General features: G+C 63.4%; 20 protein-coding genes and 1 pseudogene. 9 read left to right on the forward strand and 12 right to left on the reverse strand.

The window, feature by feature from the left end:
• Nucleotides 1-51: 51 nt before the first annotated feature.
• The 4 genes from SADO_RS01450 to SADO_RS01465 all read right to left on the reverse strand — a co-directional run bounded on the left by SADO_RS01450 (nt 52) and on the right by SADO_RS01465 (nt 4,705).
• Nucleotides 52-822 carry a competence/damage-inducible protein A gene (locus SADO_RS01450; protein WP_353108605.1) on the reverse strand — a complete coding sequence of 257 codons (771 nt, stop codon included), beginning with the start codon at nt 820-822 and terminating at the stop codon, nt 52-54.
• Between the two features lie 70 nt (nt 823-892).
• Entirely contained in the window at nt 893-2,662 is a 1,770-nt protein-coding gene (gene icd, locus SADO_RS01455) for an isocitrate dehydrogenase (NADP(+)) (RefSeq protein WP_353108607.1), read from the reverse strand.
• Between the two features lie 72 nt (nt 2,663-2,734).
• Nucleotides 2,735-3,064, reverse strand: a complete 330-nt coding sequence (gene grxD, locus SADO_RS01460; RefSeq protein ID WP_353108609.1) for a Grx4 family monothiol glutaredoxin — start codon at nt 3,062-3,064, stop codon at nt 2,735-2,737.
• A 66-nt stretch (nt 3,065-3,130) separates the two neighbouring features.
• A complete protein-coding gene (locus SADO_RS01465; protein WP_353108611.1) occupies nt 3,131-4,705 on the reverse strand; it encodes a hydantoinase B/oxoprolinase family protein in 1,575 nt (524 codons plus the stop codon).
• 161 nt (nt 4,706-4,866) lie between these two features.
• Here SADO_RS01465 and SADO_RS01470 point away from each other — a divergent pair, with 161 nt between their 5' ends.
• From SADO_RS01470 to argF, 3 genes are all read left to right on the forward strand, one after another.
• A complete protein-coding gene (locus SADO_RS01470; RefSeq protein ID WP_353108613.1) occupies nt 4,867-5,475 on the forward strand; it encodes a superoxide dismutase in 609 nt (202 codons plus the stop codon).
• A gap of 124 nt (nt 5,476-5,599) precedes the next feature.
• The gene (locus SADO_RS01475) at nt 5,600-6,790 is read left to right on the forward strand and encodes an acetylornithine transaminase (RefSeq protein ID WP_353108615.1); all 1,191 of its coding nucleotides are present in this window, start codon (nt 5,600-5,602) and stop codon (nt 6,788-6,790) included.
• Nucleotides 6,791-6,792: 2 nt separating this feature from the next.
• Nucleotides 6,793-7,689: an ornithine carbamoyltransferase gene (gene argF, locus SADO_RS01480; protein WP_353108617.1), complete on the forward strand. Its 897-nt coding sequence runs from the start codon at nt 6,793-6,795 to the stop codon at nt 7,687-7,689.
• A 50-nt stretch (nt 7,690-7,739) separates the two neighbouring features.
• Here the strand turns inward: argF and egtD are convergent, their stop codons facing one another.
• The gene (gene egtD / locus SADO_RS01485) at nt 7,740-8,735 is read right to left on the reverse strand and encodes an L-histidine N(alpha)-methyltransferase (RefSeq protein ID WP_353108618.1); all 996 of its coding nucleotides are present in this window, start codon (nt 8,733-8,735) and stop codon (nt 7,740-7,742) included.
• A gap of 89 nt (nt 8,736-8,824) precedes the next feature.
• Here egtD and egtC point away from each other — a divergent pair, with 89 nt between their 5' ends.
• From egtC to nadC, 3 genes are all read left to right on the forward strand, one after another.
• Complete coding sequence (gene egtC / locus SADO_RS01490; RefSeq protein WP_353108619.1) at nt 8,825-9,589, forward strand: ergothioneine biosynthesis protein EgtC; 765 nt, start codon at nt 8,825-8,827, stop codon at nt 9,587-9,589.
• A complete protein-coding gene (locus SADO_RS01495; RefSeq protein WP_353108620.1) occupies nt 9,586-10,719 on the forward strand; it encodes an SUMF1/EgtB/PvdO family nonheme iron enzyme in 1,134 nt (377 codons plus the stop codon). Before egtC ends, SADO_RS01495 begins: the two co-directional genes overlap by 4 nt.
• A gap of 65 nt (nt 10,720-10,784) precedes the next feature.
• On the forward strand, nt 10,785-11,654 hold the full coding sequence (nadC, locus tag SADO_RS01500) for a carboxylating nicotinate-nucleotide diphosphorylase (protein ID WP_353108622.1): 870 nt from the start codon (nt 10,785-10,787) through the stop codon (nt 11,652-11,654).
• 53 nt (nt 11,655-11,707) lie between these two features.
• Here nadC and metC read toward each other — a convergent pair whose 3' ends face one another.
• Nucleotides 11,708-12,871: a cystathionine beta-lyase gene (gene metC, locus SADO_RS01505; protein ID WP_353108624.1), complete on the reverse strand. Its 1,164-nt coding sequence runs from the start codon at nt 12,869-12,871 to the stop codon at nt 11,708-11,710.
• A gap of 85 nt (nt 12,872-12,956) precedes the next feature.
• Between metC and SADO_RS01510 the strand changes: the two genes are divergently transcribed.
• Nucleotides 12,957-13,754: a glycerophosphodiester phosphodiesterase gene (locus SADO_RS01510; RefSeq protein ID WP_353108625.1), complete on the forward strand. Its 798-nt coding sequence runs from the start codon at nt 12,957-12,959 to the stop codon at nt 13,752-13,754.
• 20 nt (nt 13,755-13,774) lie between these two features.
• Here the strand turns inward: SADO_RS01510 and SADO_RS01515 are convergent, their stop codons facing one another.
• Entirely contained in the window at nt 13,775-14,743 is a 969-nt protein-coding gene (locus SADO_RS01515; RefSeq protein ID WP_353108626.1) for a glutathione S-transferase family protein, read from the reverse strand.
• A 3-nt stretch (nt 14,744-14,746) separates the two neighbouring features.
• A complete protein-coding gene (gene sppA, locus SADO_RS01520; protein ID WP_353108628.1) occupies nt 14,747-16,699 on the reverse strand; it encodes a signal peptide peptidase SppA in 1,953 nt (650 codons plus the stop codon).
• 111 nt (nt 16,700-16,810) lie between these two features.
• On the opposite strand from sppA, the gene trxB reads away from it, so the two are divergent.
• Both trxB and SADO_RS01530 read left to right on the forward strand, forming a co-directional pair.
• On the forward strand, nt 16,811-17,836 hold the full coding sequence (trxB, locus tag SADO_RS01525; RefSeq protein ID WP_353108630.1) for a thioredoxin-disulfide reductase: 1,026 nt from the start codon (nt 16,811-16,813) through the stop codon (nt 17,834-17,836).
• Nucleotides 17,837-17,908: 72 nt separating this feature from the next.
• The gene (locus SADO_RS01530; protein WP_353108632.1) at nt 17,909-18,424 is read left to right on the forward strand and encodes a C40 family peptidase; all 516 of its coding nucleotides are present in this window, start codon (nt 17,909-17,911) and stop codon (nt 18,422-18,424) included.
• Nucleotides 18,425-18,531: 107 nt separating this feature from the next.
• Here SADO_RS01530 and rplS read toward each other — a convergent pair whose 3' ends face one another.
• From rplS to rpsP, 4 genes and pseudogenes are all read right to left on the reverse strand, one after another.
• Nucleotides 18,532-18,879: a 50S ribosomal protein L19 gene (rplS, locus tag SADO_RS01535; RefSeq protein WP_353108633.1), complete on the reverse strand. Its 348-nt coding sequence runs from the start codon at nt 18,877-18,879 to the stop codon at nt 18,532-18,534.
• A 109-nt stretch (nt 18,880-18,988) separates the two neighbouring features.
• On the reverse strand, nt 18,989-19,759 hold the full coding sequence (gene trmD, locus SADO_RS01540) for a tRNA (guanosine(37)-N1)-methyltransferase TrmD (RefSeq protein WP_353108634.1): 771 nt from the start codon (nt 19,757-19,759) through the stop codon (nt 18,989-18,991).
• A 17-nt stretch (nt 19,760-19,776) separates the two neighbouring features.
• Complete coding sequence (gene rimM, locus SADO_RS01545) at nt 19,777-20,295, reverse strand: ribosome maturation factor RimM (RefSeq protein WP_353108635.1); 519 nt, start codon at nt 20,293-20,295, stop codon at nt 19,777-19,779.
• 185 nt (nt 20,296-20,480) lie between these two features.
• A pseudogene (gene rpsP, locus SADO_RS01550) lies at nt 20,481-20,717 on the reverse strand (30S ribosomal protein S16); the annotation flags it as partial.
• Nucleotides 20,718-20,808 lie beyond the last annotated feature (91 nt).

Genomic DNA, 20,808 nt, shown 5'->3' on the forward strand with positions numbered 1-20,808 from the left:
CGAAAAAGACAGCCTTATTCAGTTCTTTATCGACGTTTGAGTTGGCTTTGATTACCGCCGCGACCGCCGACCGAGCGGAACACCCGCTTCGGTGAGCGCTGTTTCGAGCGCCTCGTACGCGTTATCGGCCGCAATAGCCTCTCCCCGTACCCCAAATTCGATAGAACGCTGGCCACTGGCGTTGGGCAGGCAGGCAATACGCACCTGCGGGTGTGCATCCATGACCTGCTGCATGAGATCGATAAGCGCGCTTTCGGGCGTATCGAGCGCTTCGATCAGCAGTTCGACGTTGCGCTCTTCGCGGTGCAGATCGGCGTAAAGGGTATCGAGCACCCATTCCACCATCGGCCAGGCCATCTTGGGGAAGCCGGGTACAAAGTGATGATGGCCGAAAGAAAATCCCGGTACCTGGTTCACGGGGTTGGGAATGACCTGCGCGCCGACCGGCCATTCGACCATATGGATACGCTTGGGGTAGGCGTTGTCACCGAAACGCTCTTCCAGCAGGCGCGTACCTTCGGCATTGAACTCCAGCGGTACATTCGCGGCAGAGGCCGCGCACTGGCGAGTGCGATCATCCGGCGTGGCGCCGATGCCGCCGAAGCTGAAGACGACATCATTGCCAGCCAGAGTCTGGCGCAGCGTGTCCTCGAGCAGACCGGCATCGTCGCCGACCATGCGCGCCCACGACAACTCCATGCCACGGGCATCGAGAATCTCGATCACGCTCGGCATGTGCTTGTCGACGCGCTTGCCGGAGAGCAGTTCGTCACCGATCAGCAGAATGCCGACACGTTCCGGCCGACCACCCGAGGGAGCCATTATGCGAGCCACAAACAAGCGGGCCACGTCGAAACGTGGCCCGCCTGAATCTCGCTGACCTCGACCGTCATCAGGCCTCGGGCAGCCAGCCCGACTGCTCGATGGCGCCGAAGATATCGGTCTCGGTGGTGATGCCCAGAAGCTCACCGTCCTTGCCGGCCACCAGCAGACGGCTGATGTTCTTCTCGGCGATCACGTTGGCCGCCTCACGCAGCTGCGTGTCCGGCGACACGGTCACGACCGGGCGCGATGCGATCTGGCCAACCGTGATGTCCGTGGGCGACTTGTTGTCGCGCACGATCTTGGTGACGATATCGCGGCGGGTCATGATGCCCCACTCGCCCGAATCATTCTGCTCGACCACCAGCGAAGACACTTCGTTCTTGCGCATCTCGTGCATCGCGTCGTGCACGCTGGTCTCGTCGGTCACGGTGATCAGCGAGCGGGTCATCACATCCGACACGGAGGTCGGCGTGCGGCCGCTGGCCATCATCTCTTCCATGGGCTGGAGCAGACGCCGGATCTCGCGCTGCTTGCGCTCGCGGGCGAGCTTGTCGCTGCGCTGCTGGCGCTTGGTCTCGAGATCGATACCGCCGTTGATCTGCTCGATCAGCGCGTCGGCGAACTGGCTGGTGCCCACTTCCGTGGCGCCTTCCATGTTGCGGGCGAAATCGTAGGTCACGATGCCGTCCGCAAGCACTTCCGGATACGCCAGGCTGATCAGATCGGCAGCTTCCTGCCAGCCGATGTATTCGAGCATGTTCACGCCCGAGAACAGCAGCGAACCCGGATTGACCTTGTTCTTGTCGGCGTACTTGGGCGCCGTACCGTGGGTGGCCTCGAACACGGCGATGTTGTCCGACATGTTCGCGCCGGGCGCGATGCCCATGCCGCCGACCTCGGCCGCCGCGGCGTCGGAGATGTAATCGCCGTTGAGGTTCATCGTGGCCAGCACGTCGAAATCATCCGGGCGCAGCAGCATGAGCTGGAAGATGATGTCGGCGATACGATCCTTGATCACGATCTTGCCTTCCGGCTGACGACCATTGTACTCGGAGTACAGCTGGTCCTCGGTGATCGTGCAGTGGCCGAATTCCTCGCGGGCGACTTCATAGCCCCAGGCACGGAACGCGCCCTCGGTGAACTTCATGATGTTGCCCTTGTGCACCAGGGTCACCGATTCCCGGCCGTTGTCGACCGCGTACTGGATCGCCTTGCGCACGAGACGCTTGGAGCCGAACTCGGAGATCGGCTTGATGCCCAGGCCCGCATCATCGAAGAAGTTGGCGCCCATTTCCTCTTTCAGAAACTTGGCCAGCTTCTTGTTTTCGTCGGTGCCGGACTGATACTCGAGGCCGCAGTAGACGTCCTCGGTGTTTTCGCGAAAGATCACCACGTCGACCTTGCCCGGGTCCTTCAGCGGCGACGGCACGCCGGTGTAATGACGCACGGGACGAACGCAGGCGTACAGATCCAGCTCTTGGCGCAGCGACACGTTGAGCGAACGAAAGCCCTCGCCAACCGGCGTGGTCAACGGGCCCTTGATCGCAACCCACAGTTCCTTGATCGCTTCCAGCGACTCGGCCGGAAAGTAGTCGCCGTCATAGATCTTGGACGCCTTCTCGCCCATGAACAGCTCGGCCCAGTGGATCTTGCGATCGCCGCCGTAGGCTTTTTCCACCGCCGCATCCCAGATGCGCATGCAGGCCTTGGTGATATCCGGACCGATACCGTCACCCTCGATATAGCCGAGGATAGGGTTGTCCGGCACATGCATCTGATCGTTCTCGACCGTGATTTTGGTACCGCTTTCCGGCATGCGCACGTGCTTGTAGGCCATGGGCCACTACTCCTTGATAACTTCTCGCAAACGAAAGCGCCGCCGGGAAGGCCGGCGGCGTAAAGATTCGGTTCAGCCGTTGTTGGCGGCGTTCTCGAGCAGGCTCTTGAGCTCGCCCGACTGGAACATGTCGATGACGATGTCGGAACCGCCGAGCAGTTCGCCGTTGACGTAGAGCTGCGGGATCGTCGGCCAGTTGGAATAGACCTTCACGCCCTGGCGATAGATCTCTTCGTCGTCGAACACGTTGACGGCCTTGAACGGCACGCCGCAGGCCTTCAGTGCTTCCGCGCTACGGGCCGAGAAACCGCACTGCGGAAAGTCCGGGGTGCCCTTCATGTAGAGCACGATCGGGTTGTTCTCGACTTCGTTCTTGATGACTTCCATTGCTTTGGCGCTCATCGCGATGTCCTTTATTCGTGAAACCTTCTTGCTGGCGCCGATTATAACGCGCCTGTCGAGCACTCGTTATCCGCGCCTGCCGTAACCGCCACCGCCGGCCGAAGCGATCGACAACCGCTGCCCGGTTCGCGCAATGCCCGTGCATTTGGGCGGCAGCACTTCATCGTCGAGCCGATTTTCGCCAGCCTGGCCAGGTTCGCCGCCCGCACGCGCCCACGGCGCATGACGGCGACGTTCGGCGAGCACGGTATAGCTCGCCTCGGCGAGAAACTCGATCTCGCGCACGAGGCCATCGCCGCCACGCTGTGCGCCGGCGCCGCCGCTGTTCCGGCGCAGCGCATAGCGGTGCATGCGCAGCGGAAAATGGCGCTCCAGCACTTCCACCGGCGTGTTCAGCGTATTGGTCATATGCGCCTGCACGCCGCTCGCGCCATCGCGGTTTGGCCCCGCGCCCAGTCCGCCGCCCATGGTTTCGTAATAATCCCAGGGCGACTCGGCGCGATGCGAGCCAAGCGCGACGTTGTTCATGCTGCCGTGGCTGGCGGCCGGGATACGCTCACCCACGGCCTCGGTCAGCGCACCGAGCACCGCATCGACCACGCGCTGGCTGGTTTCGACATTGCCTGCCGCCACCGCACGCGGATGCCGCGCGTTGAGCAACGACCCATCGGGCGCGCTGATCTCGATGTCTTCGAACGCGCCCGCACATGCGGGGACCTGCGCCGGCATCAAACAGCGAAAGACATAGAGCGCGCCGGCCGCGGTAACCGACAGTGGACAGTTCACGTTACCGGCAGTCTCGTCGGCGCTGCCGGCAAAATCCACGCGCACATGGCCTTTCTCGATCTCGATACGACAGGCGATCGCCAGATCGCTGTTGCCCTGGCCGTCGTCGTCCATCACGTCCGTGAAGCGATAGGTGCCGTCCGGCAGTTCGCGCAGTGCGCTGGCGGCGAGCTTGCGGGCGTAGTCGTTGTACTCGGCCAGACGTGTTTCGAAAGCGCCCACATCGGCGGCCTCGCCCTCGCCAATCAACGCCGAGAGCCGCCGCAGGCCAATACGATTGGCCGCGATCTGGGCGCTGAAATCGCCGCGCGCAATCGGCGGGTTGCGCAGATGCTGCAACCAGTCGCCGAGTACGGATTCGTCGATCGTGTCGTTATCGACCAGTGCCACCGGGGCGATGACCAGCCCCTCCTCGTCGAGATGCTTCGACAACGGCATCGAGCCCGGTGAATCAGAGCCGATATCGGCGTGGTGCGCCCGGTTGGCAACAAACGCGACCAACTCGTCGCCCACGAACAGCGGCGCGATCAAGGTCACGTCCGGCAGATGGGTGCCGCCGAGGTAGGGATCGTTGAGCGCGATCATCTGCCCCGGTTCCCATTCGCGCGCCGCGACAATATCGGCCATGGCATAGGCCATGCTGCCCAGATGTACCGGGATATGCGCGGCCTGGGCACACAGGCGCCCGCGCGCATCGAATACCGCGCAGGAATAATCCAGCCGGTCGCGAATATTCGGCGAGAACGCGGCCTGCGCCAGGCTCGCCCCCATCTCCTCGCAGACCGCGGTGATCCGGCTGGCGAAGATAGCCAGCTCGATGGCGTCTGCCGGGGCTTTCGAAGCACGATTGTTCATGCCGGCGAGTCTAGCAATCCACCCGTGAAAGATCAGCGTCACGACACCGATCGAGCGTCCGTAAATACCCGTAGTTCAATGCTCCCGCTTTGAAAATCGCTGGGTAATCCTTATATAAGTAGTCGGCGTAGGTTCACTCATCTCAATACAAGGGATATGACATGGCATTTGAACTGCCCGATCTTCCGTATGACTACGACGCGCTCGAACCGTATATCGACGGTCGTACGATGGAGATCCACTACGAAAAGCATCACAACGCCTATCTGACCAAATTCAAGAAGGCCATCGAAGGCACGGAACTCGAAGATCAGGATCTCGAGACGATTCTTTCGAAAGCCGGCCAGCACGGCCCGGGCGTTCGCAACCAGGGTGGCGGCTACTTCAACCACATCCTGTTCTGGGACAGCATGTCCCCGAGCGGCGGCGGCAAGCCCACGGGCGGCCTCGGCACCGCGATCGATTCGAGCTTCGGCTCCTTCGATGACTTCAAGGAGCAGTTCACGACCGCGGCCACCGGCCTGTTCGGTTCGGGCTTCGTCTGGTTGGTGCCGCAGGGCAACCAGCTCAAGATCGTATCCACCCAGAATCAGGACAACCCGATCATGGACGTGGTGTCCGAATCCGGTAAGCCGGTCATGGGTCTGGACGTGTGGGAGCACGCCTTCTACCTGAAGTACCAGAACCGCAAACCGGAATACGTGGATGCCTGGTGGAACGTCGTCAACTGGGACGGCATCGCCAAGCGCTACGACGAGCAGGTCGGCTAAGACCGCGCCCGTTTGCGCTAGAATACGGCCCCGTCGCATTGCGGCGGGGCCGTTTTTCGTTTGGGATGTCTGTTTTCACGGCAACCATCTGTGGTCGTGGATCAATTCCCGTTCAGGACGCCTCATGGCCAACATGCATCTGATTCCAACCTACAAGCGCCAGCCCGTGGCATTCGAACGCGGCGACGGTGCCTGGCTTTACGACAGCCACGGCGAGCGCTATCTAGACGCGCTGTCCGGCATCGCGGTCAACGCACTCGGGCATTCCCACCCGGCGCTGATCGAAGCGATCACCGACCAGGCCAGCAAGCTGTTGCACACATCGAATCTCTACGAGATCGACGTGCAGACCCATCTCGCCGACCGACTGTGCGAACTCTCGGGCATGGACGCCGTGTTCTTCGGCAACAGCGGCAGCGAGGCCAACGAGGCCGCGATCAAGCTCGCGCGCCTGCACGGCCACAATCGCGGTATCGACACGCCGGTTGTCGTGGTGATGGACAGCGCCTTTCACGGTCGCACCCTCGCCGCCCTGGCCGCCACCGGCAACGCGAGCGCCCAGAAAGGCTTCGAGCCGATGCCTGAAGGCTTCATCCGCGTGCCCTATGGGGATATCGATGCGATCGCCGAACTTACGGATCGCAATATCGCTGCCGTGCACGTCGAGCCCATTCAGGGCGAAGGTGGCGTCCGCGTGCCGCCGACCGCTTTCCTGCCGGCGCTGCGCGAGCTCTGCGACGAGCGCAACTGGCTGATGATGTTGGACGAGGTGCAAACCGGCGTCGGCCGCACCGGCCACTGGTTCGCCCATCAGGCTGCAGGCATCACGCCCGACGTCATGTGTCTGGCCAAGGGCCTGGGCGGCGGCGTGCCCATTGGCGCGGCCGTGGTCGCGGGTGCGGCGCGCGAACTGTTCGGCCCCGGCAGCCATGGATCGACCTTTGGCGGCAATCCGCTGGCCTGCCGCGCCGCCCTTGCCGTGCTTGGAACCATCGAAAAGGACGGCCTGCTCTCACACGCTCAGGCGATGGGCGATTCCATCTGCGAGCAGATCGACGCGCGCGTCGGCGAACTCGATCATGTCGTGGAAATTCGCGGCGCGGGATTGATGATCGGCATCGAACTCACCGAGCCCTGCGCCGAGCTGGTCAACGCCGCGCGCGACCAAGGCATTCTGCTCAACGTCACGGCAGGGTCGGTCATCCGACTGCTGCCGCCGCTGATCATCGGACCGGCCGAAGTGGAACGGCTGGTCGACGGCGTGTGTCACCTCATCGAGAACATGACGACAACTCAAACAACGCAAGCTAACTGACCATGACCCTGCGACATTTCCTCAGCCTCGACGATCTGGATGCCGACGGTATCCGGCGCGTTATCGACAATTCGATCGCGCTCAAGCGCAAGCCGCCCAAGCACCCGCCGCTCGCCGGGCGCACGCTGGCCATGCTGTTCGAGAAAGCCTCGACACGTACGCGCGTGTCGTTTGAAGCCGGCATGACGCAGCTCGGCGGGCACGCGTTGTTCCTGTCTCCGCAGGACACCCAGATCGGGCGCGGCGAACCGGTCGAGGACACCGCGCGCGTTATCTCGCGCATGGTCGACGCGGTGATGATTCGCAACCACTCGCACGAAACGCTGGAGCGCTTCGCGGCCTATTCCAGCGTGCCGGTGATCAACGGCCTGACCGATCGTCTGCATCCCTGCCAGCTGCTGGCCGACTTGCAGACGTTCCAGGAACACCGCGGCGATATCGCCGGCAAGACCGTGGCCTGGATCGGCGACGGCAACAATATGTGCCATTCCTATCTGCTGGCCGCACGCCTGCTCGGCTTCGATCTGCGTATCGCCACACCCGAGGGCTACGGCCCGAACCCGCAGATCCTGAAGACCTGCAGCGAGCGCGCCGTGATTTGCGACGACGCGCCTCAGGCCGCCGACGGCGCCGATCTCGTGGTCACCGACGTCTGGGCCAGCATGGGCGACGAGGACGATCGCGAAGTGCGCCTCGCGGATTTCGCCAACTTCCAGGTCAACAAGGCATTGATGAGCTGGGCCAAGGACGATGCCCTGTTCATGCACTGCCTACCCGCCCATCGCGGCGAGGAAGTCAGCGCGGAAGTGATCGACGGCCCCAACAGCGTGGTCTGGGACGAGGCTGAAAACCGCCTGCACGCCCAGAAGGCGCTGCTTCTGGACCTGCTGACCGACTAGCGGCACGTCACCCTATATAGTCGCGATCGGGCCGTCAGTCAGAGCTTTTCTCAGCTCTGGCGGCCCGCCAGCACCAGAGAATAGGCGCCGCCGTCAGCCTCGAAGTGGCGATTCACCTCGAGGCCCGCAGCCTGCAGCATCGCCGCGAGCGATCCCGGCGTGAACTTGTGGCTGAACTCGGTGACGATCTCCTCGCCGGCGTCCATATCAATGGCCGTATCCAGCGTCGGTAATGTCACTCGATGCGCTTTCTGAGCACCCAGACGCATTTCGATCCGATTGTGCTCGCGATCGAACACCGCACGATGGCGATAGCTGTCGACGGGAAAGTCCGCGCCCAGCTCGCGGTTGAGCACGCGCAGCACGTTGCGATTGAACTCGGCCGTGATTCCTTCGGCGTCGTCATAGGCGGCCTCAAGCGTGGCGCTGTCCTTGACTCGGTCCACGCCGAGCAGCAGTTGGTCGTCGTCGCGCATCAGAGAGGCGATCTGCTCGAGCATCTGCTGCGCCGGGCCTGGCTCGAAATTGCCCAGCGTGCCGCCGAGAAACACGATCAGACGACGCCCGCTCGATGGCAGCGGCAGGTTATCCAGACCACCGGTGTAGTCGCCGATCAGCGCATGCACGGACAGCCACTCGTAGTCGTGCACCAGCGCAGCGCCGGCATCCAGCATCATCTGTGCGGACACGTCGAAGGGCCAATAACTGCACGCATGGCCGAGCGCGTCGCAGGCGTCCAGCAGGTGGCGCGTCTTGCGTGAACTCCCGCTGCCGAGTTCAAGCATGTGATCGCAGCGCGCGTATTCGATGATCTCGCGCCCGTGTGCGGCCAGCAGCGCTGCCTCGGTACGCGACGGGTAATACTCGCGCGTACGACAGATCGCCTCGAACAATTCGGAGCCGCGATCGTCGTAGAAATACTTCGGCGGCAAGGAGCGTGGCCGCGACAACAGACCGGCGTGGACATCCTCGGCCAGGGTCGACACCGGCGTCGCCGGCGCGACGGCGGCGCTGGTCAGGCGCGCCGCATTCTCGAGATTTCGCATGTCAGCAGACCCGCGCATCGGGCCGATTGGGCGTGTTGCCAGCGAAGGTTATCATCGCCTAGTAATCCTCATATCCCGGACATTTACGGATGTGCCGAATCGCCGGTTTCATCGGTCCTTCGCTTACCCTCGGCGAGTTGGTGTGTGATCCACCGCATGGCCTCGCCCACCAATCCTGGGCCGCGCAGGAGATGGTCAGCGCCACGGTCAATGCAGATGGCTGGGGCGCAGCCTGGCTCGACGACCAGCGCCGTCCCGCTGTCTATCGCCAGATCCTGCCGATCTGGGCCGACGTCAATCTCGAAGCCCTCGCCCGCAGCCTGCGCTCTGGCGTGTGGCTGGCAAACGTTCGCAGCGCGACCGCCGGGCTGGGGACGGACTACGCCAACACCCAGCCGTTCCACGACGATGACCTGCTGTTCACGCACAACGGCTTCATCGACCGATTCGCGCACACCCTCCGCGCACGCGTGCGGGCCGCTCTCGATCCCGAGATCGAGATCTCCATTAACGGCAATACCGATTCCGAATACCTGTTCGCGCTCATCCGCCAGCAACGCGGCACGCTTGCCGAGCGGGTGCGCGCCGCGCTCGCACTCGTACGCGAATGGCTGGCCGAAACGACCGACGTGCGCGCCCTGCTCAACGTGATCGTCAGCGACGGCCATCAAGTGGTCGCCACACGCGACGCACTGCACGGCGACGCGCCCTCGCTCTACTACCACGCGAACTGGCACGGCGGCGTCGCCATTGGCTCGGAAGCGTTCGACAACCAGAACGGTTGGCAGCGCGTAGAGTCTGGCGAATTACTCGTGGTGAAAGCCGGCGCCGCGCCGGTCAGAGAAAAGTTATGACGCAGAACGCCCCCAGCCGGTTGTCGCAGTTACGCCGGACGAGCCTGGCCATGCTCGACGGATTGTCTGCCGCTGAGCAGCGTGCACAAAGCCATCCGGAACTCAGCCCCATGCTCTGGCATGTCGGCCACGTGTTCTTCATGGAGACCTACTGGCTGGCCGAACGCGTCTTCGGCGACCGTAGCGTGACCGACGACTGGCGCGAACTCTACGTGCCCGAAGTCTGTGCCAAGGATGAACGCAGCGGCCTTCTGCCGGATGCAGCGTCGTTGCGGGCGTGGGCTGCCGAGATCAGCGCGGCGAACGACATGTACTGGCGCCGCGCCGCAGAAATCGATCATCCGCTACTTGAAGACGGCTATCTCGCGGCGTTCCTTCGTCAGCACTATGCCCAACACCTCGAAACCATGCGTCTCGCTCGCGCCCAGCTTCTGCTGGCACGCACAGAATCGACCACGCCCAGCGGTATCGTCGCGGCCTCACCGGATACGCCGATGGCGACCGTCGATGCGGGCATGGTAGCCATCGGTACGGACGACATCGCCGCCTACGACAACGAGCAGCCGTCCTTCTCGACGCATCTGGATGCGTTCGGCATCGCGCCCCACTGTGTCACCAACGCCCAGTGGCTCGGGTTCATTCAGGCAGGTGGGTACCGGAAGCGTGAATTCTGGGATCAAGACGGCTGGGCCTGGCGCGTCGCTGAATCGGTCGAGCATCCGCAGCATTGGCGTCGCGCAGGCGACGGCTGGGATATTCCGGCCGATCTCGATAACGACGTCGCCAACGCGCCAGTGCACGGCATCGGCTGGTACGAAGCACGGGCCTACGCCCGCTATGCCGACGCACGCCTGCCGCGCGAGATCGAATGGGAAGCCGCGCGCCGCCAGGGGGTGCTCCTCGACTGCGAACAGGTCTGGGAGTGGTGCGACGAGGCCTTCTACCCCTACCCGGGCTTCAAGGCGTTTCCCTACGACGGCTACTCCCGCACCTGGTTCGACGGCGCCCATTTCGTTGCCCGCGGCGCGAGTATCCATACCGAGATCGACGTACGCCGGCCCGGGTTTCGCAACTTCTACCCGCCGACGCACCGCCATGTGTTTGCCGGCCTGCGTCTGGCGCGCACCTGAGCCGCATCGACCGTGGGAAGTTATGACCTATACTGCCTGCCGGTTCACTTAGGCAGGAAGAGCGTATGCCGACAGCAGATTTGACGCTGCCCGCAGATATCGGCCCCACCGTGGAACGGGCATTGGCCGAGGATGTAGGCGACGGTGACCGCAATGCAGCGTTGGTCGACGAGGGCCTGCGCGCCAGTGCCAGTGTCATCGTTCGAGAAAACGCCATTCTCGCCGGCTCGCCCTGGTTCGAGCAGGTCTTTGCCGCTCTGGACTCCAGCGTCTCGGTCGAGTGGGCCTACAGCGACGGCCAGCGCATCCGTTCGAATACGCCTATCTGCCACGTTGAAGGCCCGGTTCGAGCACTGCTCACCGGCGAGCGCACCGCGCTCAATTTCCTGCAACTGCTAAGCGGCGTGGCGAGTTCGACCTTTGATTTCGTCGAACGCGTCAAGGGCACCAATACCCAGATCATCGACACCCGCAAGACCTTACCCGGCCTGCGCAGCGCGCAGCGTTACGCGGTGCGCTGCGGCGGCGGCATCAACCATCGATTCGGCCTGTTTGATGCCATCCTGATCAAGGAAAACCACATCCTTGCCGCGGGCTCCATCGGCACGGCGGTCCAACGCGCGCGTGAAACCGCCGAGGGCCTGTTCGTGCAGGTCGAGATTGAAACGCTCGAGGAACTGGAACAGGCGCTGGAAGCGGGCATCGACGGCGTGCTGCTCGATAATTTGCCCAGCCATGTCCTCGCCCGCGCCGTAAACATGGCCGACGCACACCGTCGCCGCTTCCGGCGCGATATCGTCATCGAGGCCTCGGGCGATATCAATCTGCGCAATGTCCGTGAGATCGCGGACACCGGCGTGGATCGCATCTCCATCGGCGGCCTCACCAAGCACATCAAGGCGACCGATTTCTCGATGCGGATGAAAACCCGCTAGAGCGTACTGCGCGGCGTGCGGCCGAAAGTGTGCCGCACGCCGCCCTGGTCATTTCATCGGTGCAGACGTTTCAGGCCGGCCGCGAGATCGTCGATGAGGTCCTGGGGATCCTCCAGCCCGGCATGGATGCGCAACGTCGGGCCGTCCTCGCCCCAGTCCGTGGCTGTACGACTGCGGCTCGGGTCGACTGCGAGAATCAGGCTTTCATAGCCGCCCCACGAAAACCCCATGCCGAAGAGCTCGAGCTTATCGAGCATCGCGGCCAGACCGCCACGACCCACCGGCTTGAGCACAACGGCGAACAATCCGCTCGACCCGGCGAAGTCGCGCACGAACAGATCGTGCTGCGGATGATCGGCACGCGCGGGATGAAGAACCCGAGCGATCTCGGGCTGTGCGGCCAGCCAGTCGGCGAGCGCAAGCGCTGTGGTTTCATGCGTCGGCAGGCGCTGGCCGAGCGTGCGCAGACCGCGCAGGCCGAGATAGATATCGTCGGGACCGGCGCAATAACCCATGCCGGCAGCGCTTTTGCGCACCGCCATGTAGTGGGCCTCGTTGCAATTGATCACACCCAGCATCGCGTCCGCATGGCCAACCAGGTACTTGGTCGCCGCATGGATGGACACGTCCACACCATGCTCGAGCGCGTTGAAATACAGCGGCGTCGCCCAGGTGTTGTCGGCCATCACCGTCACGTCGTGCCGATGCGCCATCTCGGCCAGTGCCGGCACATCGCTGATCTCAAACGTCAGCGAGCCCGGTGCCTCGAGAAACAGCACGCGCGTGGCCGGCGTGATGCGTTCTTCCAGCGCGTCGGCCGACAACGTGGGGTCGAAATACTCGGTGGTGACACCGAGCCGGCGCAGCAGTCCGTCGCAGAGTTTGCGCGTCGGCCCGTAGACGTTGTCGGTCACCAGAAAATGCGCGCCCTGCTCGGCCACGCTCATGAGGGCGGCCGTGATCGCGGCTAGCCCTGAGCACGTAGTCACGGCGCCGAATGCACCTTCCATCTCGGCAACCGCCGACTCGAACGCAAACTGTACCGGCGTGCCGTTGCGCCCGTAGTACATGCCCTCGAACGGGTTCTTCGACGCCTTCTCGAGCGCATCGAGCGATTCGAAGATCACCGTGGACGCATGATAGACGGGCGGATTGACCATGCCCTGCTGGGCCGCGGGATCGCGGCCTGCGTGGACGAGACGGGTTGCTCTTTTCATGCCGAGACGATGCGCTCCTTTCCGACGACCTGTAATGCGGTTGCAGCGTCTATACTGCGCGGGCCCGCACCCAGCCGATAAGTCCGTGAATTCTCGCGTAGAACATCTATTGTCCCACACCGCCGAGCTGGCGCTTGCCTGCTGGCCGCACGCAAAACCGACGCCGGATCGTCTGGCCGCGGCGAGGATCGTCGCCCACCGCGGTGAACGCGACGACGTGAACGTGCAGGAAAACACCTTTGCTGCTTTCGACCCGGTAGTCGCCGCAGGAGTGACGGCGCTGGAGTTCGATATCCGCTACACGCGAGACGATGAGCCGGTCGTCGTGCACGATGCAGACCTCGAACGCGTTTTCGGTCTACCCGACGTGGTCGCCGAAACGCCCTGGCAGACGCTGCGTCGACGCGCGCCACACCTGCCCCATCTGGGCGATTTCATCGCACGCTATGCCGGGCGCTGTCATTTTATGGCCGAACTCAAGACGCGCGGCAGCGCACGCGCCGAACAACGCATGACGGATAGCCTCGGCGTGCTGGAGCCGGTCCGGGAGTTCCACGTGCTGTCGTTGGACATGACGCTGTTCGAGGCCGCAGCAGCGTTGCCCGCTGCCTGCCATCTGCCCGTCGCAAAGCTCAATCTCGGCCGGCTTCACGACTGGGCGCTGACCCACGACTGCGCCGGACTCGCCGGACCACATCTTTTGATGCGCCGGCGACAAATCCGCGCACTTCAGGCTGCACGTCCGTTTGTGGGCGCAGGTTTCGTCAGCCGGCCTGGCGTGCTGATGCGCGAGATCGCGCGCGGGATCGAATGGATCTTCACCAACGAACCATTGCGCCTGCAGCGCGCGCTCGACAAGGCGCGGCAACAGGCCGCACGCTAACGACAGCTCACCCGAAGCGCTTAAAGACCGACGGCCTCGCGCCCATGCGGCGCATACAGGTCCAGTGCCGGCCCCACCGGCACGATGCCCGTCGGATTGATCGTGCCGTGACTGCGGTAATAGTGCTGCTTGATATGGTCGAAGTTGGTCGTGTCCGCAATGCCCGGCATCTGATACAGCTCGCGCAGATAACCTGACAGATGCGGGTAGTCGGCGATTCGGCGCAGATTGCATTTGAAGTGGCCCACATACACCGGATCGAAACGCACCAGCGTCACGAACAGTCGCCAATCGGCCTCGGTCACGCGATTGCCGGCGAGATAGCGCTGCTCGGCCAGCCGACTGTCGAGCCAGTCCAGCGTGGCGAAAAGCGTCTCGAAGGCTTCTTCGTAGGCCTCCTGGGTGGTGGCGAAGCCGGCCTTGTACACGCCGTTGTTCACGTCGTGATAGACCCGCTCGTTGATCGCATCGATATCGTGGCGCAGCGGCTCGGGGTAATAATCCCGTTCGGGATGTGCGGCCAGCCCGTCGAAGGCGCTATTGAACATGCGCACGATATCCGCCGACTCGTTCGACACGATGGTCTCGTGCTTGCGGTCCCAAAGCGTCGGCGTGGTGACGCGGCCCGTATAACCGCTGGCCGCCTTCTGGTAAAGCTCAAACAGATGGTCGAAGCCGTAAAGGCGATCCGGTATCGCGCCCGGCGCGTCGGAGAAGCTCCATCCCCACTCGCCCATATACGGGTCGACGATCGACACGTCGACCACTTCTTCCAGGCCCTTGAGCTTGCGCAGGATGAGCGTGCGATGCGCCCAGGGACAGGCCAGGGAGACGTACAAATGATAGCGGCCGGCTTCAGCTGCAAAGCGGGCCTCCGGGTTGGGCGTCACCCAGTCACGAAAACCAGCGGATTCGCGTACGAATTTACCGCCGGTGGACTCGGTGTCGTACCACTGGTCTTTCCATTGACCTTCAACGAGAAGTCCCATGATTCACTCCACGGATTGTTGCGGCGCGACCACGCTGCGCCCGGCGGGCGCGCCGGTGTCCAGCGCACAGAAACAATGGGCATAGAGATGCCGCGGGTCGTTCATACCGTTGCGTAGCCAGTCGAGCGCCGAGGCGTCGCCAACCTGTGCAAACCAGTCTGGCACCAGCGCAGATTCGACATGCGAAGACAGGAATTCGCGGATCGCAGTGCGCCAGTCTGCCGGCGGCTGCATGAGTTCGATCGCGTAATCCCCTTCACCCAGCCCGGCAAGCTTCGCGGTCGCCTTCTCGGCCTCCACGTAGCCGCCCAGCTTGTCGACCAGACCGATCCGTTCGGCATCCGCGCCGCTCCAGACGCGACCTTCGGCAATGCGGCGTACGGCATCTTCCTGCATGTCGCGTGCTTCGGCGACGCGACCAACGAACTGGTCGTAGCCGTGCTCGACGCCGGCCTGAAGCATCATTTTCACCGGCTCGGACAACGGCTTGTCCAGACGCATCGCGCCCGACAGCGCCGTGGTGCCGACACCGTCCGTGTGGATGCCCAGATCCTCCAACGGCTTGGAGAAAGTGGGCACGATGCCGAAGATGCCGATCGAACCCGTGATCGTCGACGGCTCGGCCCAGATCTCGTCGGCATTCATGGCGATCCAGTAACCGCCGGAGGCCGCCACGCCGGCCATCGACACGACCACCGGCTTGCCGGCTTCGCGGGTTGCCGCAACCTGCTCGCGGATCCGTTCCGATGCCGTGACGGAGCCGCCGGGCGAGTTGACGCGTAACAGTACGGCGGCCACATGATCATCACGGCGGGCATTGGCGATCATGCGCGCAATGGTGTCGCCGCCGGCCTGGCCGGGCACGCTTTCGCCGTCAACGATCGCCCCCTCGACGACGACGGTCGCGATACGGCTTTCGGTGCGCGGGGCGGGCTGCTCGGCATCGGTCGCATTCAGATATTCGACATGATGAATCTGGCGGAAGCTACCGTGCGATTCATCGCTGCCGACCTGCTCGCGCATGGCGTCGCGCACATCGGCCAGCGAGGCCACTTCGTCGACCAGTCCGGCATCCGCGGCGACGCGCGCCGCATCACCGCCGGCGCGGGACAGGGCCTGCGGGAAGCCGTCGATATAGTCGCTGATGTGCTGGGCCTGATAATCACGCGGCGCACTGACCTGCTCGCGATAGATCTGCCAGAGCGAGTTCATCCAGGTCTGGTTCGCAGCCCGGGCCTGGGGCGACATGTCGTTGCGCGTGAAGGGCTCGACATAGGATTTGTACTCGCCCACGCGGAACACGTTGATTTCCACACCGAGCTTGTCGATCGCGTCCTTGTAATAGTTGCGAAACACGCCGTAACCAGGGATGAAGACATAGCCGAAAGGATCCATGTAGACCGTGTCTGCATGGCTGGCCAGCGCGTATTGCGACTGGCCGTAAGACGGCGACCAAGCAACGACGGGCTTGCCCGACTGCTTGAAGCGATCGATGGCCGCGACCAGGTCCTGCACCTGGCCGGGCTGGGCCCCGCCGAGTTCGTCGAGCTTGAGAAAGGCCAGTTTGATGCGATCGTCGTCGGCCGCCCGGTCGAGCGCCTCGATCAGATCGCGTACGACCGATTGGCGCTGCGGCTCGGTGACCAACGAACCGACCAGATTGCCAACGCCGCGGCTGTGTTGCTCCACCAGATCCCCAGTGGGCGCCCAGACCAAGGCCGTGTCCTTCTCCACCACCATGCTCGGGCCGCTGAAAAAGGCGAAGTACAACCCCACCGGCACCACCAGCAGCATCACGATAAGCAGTACGGCATACAACGTGACGATCGTGCGCCAGATACCGCGAAAGAGACGACGAATCAGGGAAGGTTTCTTGGCCACAACAACTCCATGGGCGTCCACCACGGCGGCACGAACCGGCGTGGTCGGACAGGGACTGACGATGGATGCAAACACGCGCGACGCGTGGCAGTGTAGCCGCTCGCGTGAACCGTCGCGACTTGAATTCGGCGGTCGGACGCCGCATCAAAAGCCATCTATACCGCCTATTTTGCGCCAGGATCGACCATGAGCAAAGACGCCCAGGACAACGTAGTTCATCACCGCCTGATCATTCTCGGATCGGGGCCGGCCGGCTACACCGCTGCGGTATACGCCGCACGTGCCAATCTGGAGCCGGTGCTGATCACCGGCATGGAACAGGGCGGCCAGCTCATGACCACCACCGACGTGGATAATTGGCCTGGTGATGTCGAAGGCCTGCAGGGCCCCGGCCTCATGCAGCGCATGGAAGAACACGCCAAGCGCTTCGACACCGAAGTCCTGTTCGACCATATTCATACGACGGATCTGTCGAAGCCGCCCTATCGCCTCGAAGGCGATCGAGGCGTCTACACCTGCGACGCACTGATCATTGCCACGGGTGCGACCGCTCGCTATATCGGCCTGGAATCCGAAACCGCATTCATGGGCAAGGGCATATCGGCCTGCGCCACCTGCGACGGCTTCTTCTACAAGAACAAGAACGTCGCGGTAGTCGGCGGTGGCAACACTGCGCTCGAGGAGGCGTTGTATCTGTCGAACCTTGCCGCCCATGTCACCGTCGTGCATCGGCGCGACAAGTTCCGCGGCGAGAAGATCCTGGCCGACAAGCTGTTCGATAAGGCCGCCAACGGCAACGTCTCGATCATTTGGGATCACGAACTCGACGAAGTCCTCGGCGACGAGATGGGCGTGACCGGCGGTCGTATCAAGCACAAGACCAGCGGCGAGACCCAGGAGCTGGACGTCGACGGCATCTTCATCGCCATCGGCCACAAGCCGAACACCGATATATTCGAAGGCCAGCTCGACATGGCCGGCGGCTATATCAAGGTGCAAAGCGGCAGTCAGGGCAACGCCACAGCGACCAGTAAGCCCGGCGTGTTCGCCGCCGGCGACGTGATGGACCATGTCTATCGCCAGGCGATCACCTCGGCCGGCACCGGCTGCATGGCTGCGCTCGACGCCGAGAAGTATCTCGACGCGCTCACCGAAGACGACACTGCTCGCGAAGCGCATGTCGAAAGCCAGGTCGCGCATCGCGAAGTCTGAGTCTGACATTGCCGATGCTTCGGGCACGGTGGGCGCTGGTAGCGCACGCCGTGCTTGAGGCATGATTGGGCGATGACAATTCGACGCCCTATCGCGCGCACTGCCCGCGCACTCTGCCTTTCGATTGCGGCCACCCTCTTTCTGGCCGCCTGTAGCAGCGCCCCGGATCGCGAGGCGCTCATCGCGCCCACCACTGACAGCCGCAGCGCCATCGCCGCCAAGGCCCTGGAAACGCTCGGCTCGCCCTATCGCGCCGGCGCAAGCGGCCCGAAGGCCTTCGACGACAGTGGTCTGACCCACTACGCTTACCGCAGCGCTGGCACGTCACTACCGCGCGCAACCCAGGCCCAACTCGACTCCGGCAAGCCGATCGAGCTCACGGCCGCCCAGCCGGCCGACCTGCTGTTCTTCCGTGTCGAGGATGGCCGCGGCGAGGACACGCTTGTGGTCGGCCTCTACATGCGGGACGGCGAGATGCTGATGGCCAGTCCGGGCTTCGGCGCCAAGAGCGGCGTGGCCCTGTTCGATACCGACGACGACTTCTGGCAACAACGCATGGTCGGTGCGGTACGCCAATTGCCGAAATAAGATCGCGGGGCTATGAACCCCAGATATAAATGTCAGACACAAAAACGGCGCCTCCAGGGCGCCGTTTTCGTTTGCGCGCGGCGGCTGCCGCGGGCTGGGGAAAGCGCTTAGAGCTTTTCCTTGATTCGAGCCGACTTGCCGCTGCGCTCGCGCAGGAAGTAGAGCTTGGCGCGACGCACATCGCCACGACGCAGCACCTTGATCTCGGCCACGTTCGGGGAGAAGGTCTGGAAAACGCGCTCCACGCCTTCGCCGTGCGAGATCTTGCGCACCGTGAAGGCGGAGTTGAGGCCGCGGTTGCGCTTGGCGATCACGACGCCTTCGAATGCCTGCAGACGCTCACGCTCGCCTTCCTTCACGCGAACCTGCACGACCACCATATCGCCGGCCGAGAAATCCGGAATGTTCTTGCCGTTCTGCTGCTCGGCTTCCAGTTCGTCGATGATGTTGCTCATGGTCAGTCTCTAATAGCGTTCTTGGAGGCCACGGGGGCGTTGAAAGACGCGGCAGTATACCGGAACTGATCGCATTTTTCGCCACCCGTGGACGGGTTTTTAGCAATTTCTACGCCGACGGCGGGGTTTTCGAACCCTTATCGGCCGCGAGATCGGCAATATATTCGTCCAACAGCGCCTGCTGGTGCGCTGAAAGCGTCAGCCGATCCAACAGATCCGGGCGCCGCTGCCAGGTCACGCCCAGCGCCTGCTTCTCGCGCCAGCGTTCGATTCGGGCATGGTCGCCACTGAGCAGCACATCCGGCACGGCCGCGCCGGCCAGCGACGGCGGACGGGTGTAGTGCGGATGATCCAGCAGACCGTCCGTAAACGAATCCTGCTGGGCGGAGCGGCTGTCTCCGAGGACGCCCGACAGCAGCCGCGCTACTGCATCGATGATCATCATGGCCGGCAACTCTCCGCCGGACAGCACCACATCGCCCATCGAGAGCTCAACGTCGACATGGGCGTCGACAAAGCGTTGATCGATGCCTTCGTACCGACCACAGACGAGCACGAACCCGGGCCCGTCGGCGAGCCGCTCGGCCCAGCGCTGGTCGAAACGCTCGCCCTGCGGCGACGGCATGATCACCGGCGCCGAATCCGCGCGTGCCATACGCACGCGATCAAGCGTTGCTTCCAATGGTGGCGCCTGCATTACCATGCCGGGGCCGCCGCCGTAGGGGCGGTCGTCTACGCGCCCGCTTGCATTATCCGCGTCCTCGCGGGGATTCCAGCAGGCGAGCTCGAGCCGTGACTCGCGCAGCCCACGCCCAACCACACCGAAATCTTCCAGCTGGGCGACCCATTCCGGGAACAGGGTGACGACATCGATACGCATGGCAGATCGGGCCGTGGCTAGAACTCGGGATCCCAGTCAGCGACGATGCGGCCCGCCTTGAGATCGACCTCATCGATGATCTCGCCGACCACGAACGGAACCAGCCGCTCACGATCGCCCTGAAGCACCAGCACGTCATTGGCACCGGTCTCCATCATCGCCTTCACCCGGCCGAGCTCCGTGCCGTCGCGATTGACGACATCAAGACCAACCAGATCGAACCAGTAGTACTCGCCGGGTTCCGGCTCGGGCAGCTGGTCGCGCTCGACCGCGATCTCGAAATCGATAAGCGCAGCCGCGGCGTCGCGATCGGCCAGCGGCGATTCATCGCCGGGCGCAATCTGTGCAATGAGTGTCTTGCCCTGCTCTCGCGCATCAATAACGCGAAAAGGCCGCCAGGCATCCTGGCGGCCTATCAGCCAATCCTCGTATTCGATCAGATTGGCAGCCGGGCGGGTGTAGGAATAGACCTTGATCCATCCCTTGACACCGAACAGCCCGCTCACATGGCCGAGAACGACAGGTCGATCTGGCATGCGCAGGCTACGCGGGGTTATTCCGCGGCGCCGGCCTGGTTTTCGTCGGTCTGCGCCTCGGCGGCCGGGGCGGCTTCAGCGGACTGGTCGCCCGTGTCGCCGGCCGGAACCGTCTGGTTCGGCGCTTCCTTGGCCTTGCTCACCGGCGGCGCGGCACGGGCCGGAGCCTGACCTTCGCCGTGGCGGTTGAAGCTCTTGACCAGATTGGTCACGCGCTCGGAGAGCTGCGCACCATGGCCCTTCCAGTACTCGATACGCTCAACATCGAGACGCAGCGGCACTTCGCCACCGATCGCGACCGGGTTGAAGAAACCCAGGCGTTCGATATAGCGGCCGTCGCGCGCATTGCGCATGTCGGTCACTACGATGTGATAGAAGGGACGCTTCTTAGCGCCGCCGCGCTGCAGTCGGATTTTGACCATAGCCGTTTATTTATGCCGTTGGTATGAATGAACGGGCGTGCTGTTCAACGCTAATTAACGTTCACGCTCGTACAAAGATCGCGCATTGTAC

Source organism: Salinisphaera dokdonensis CL-ES53, assembly GCF_040361215.1.
GTDB classification, from domain to species: domain Bacteria; phylum Pseudomonadota; class Gammaproteobacteria; order Nevskiales; family Salinisphaeraceae; genus Salinisphaera; species Salinisphaera dokdonensis.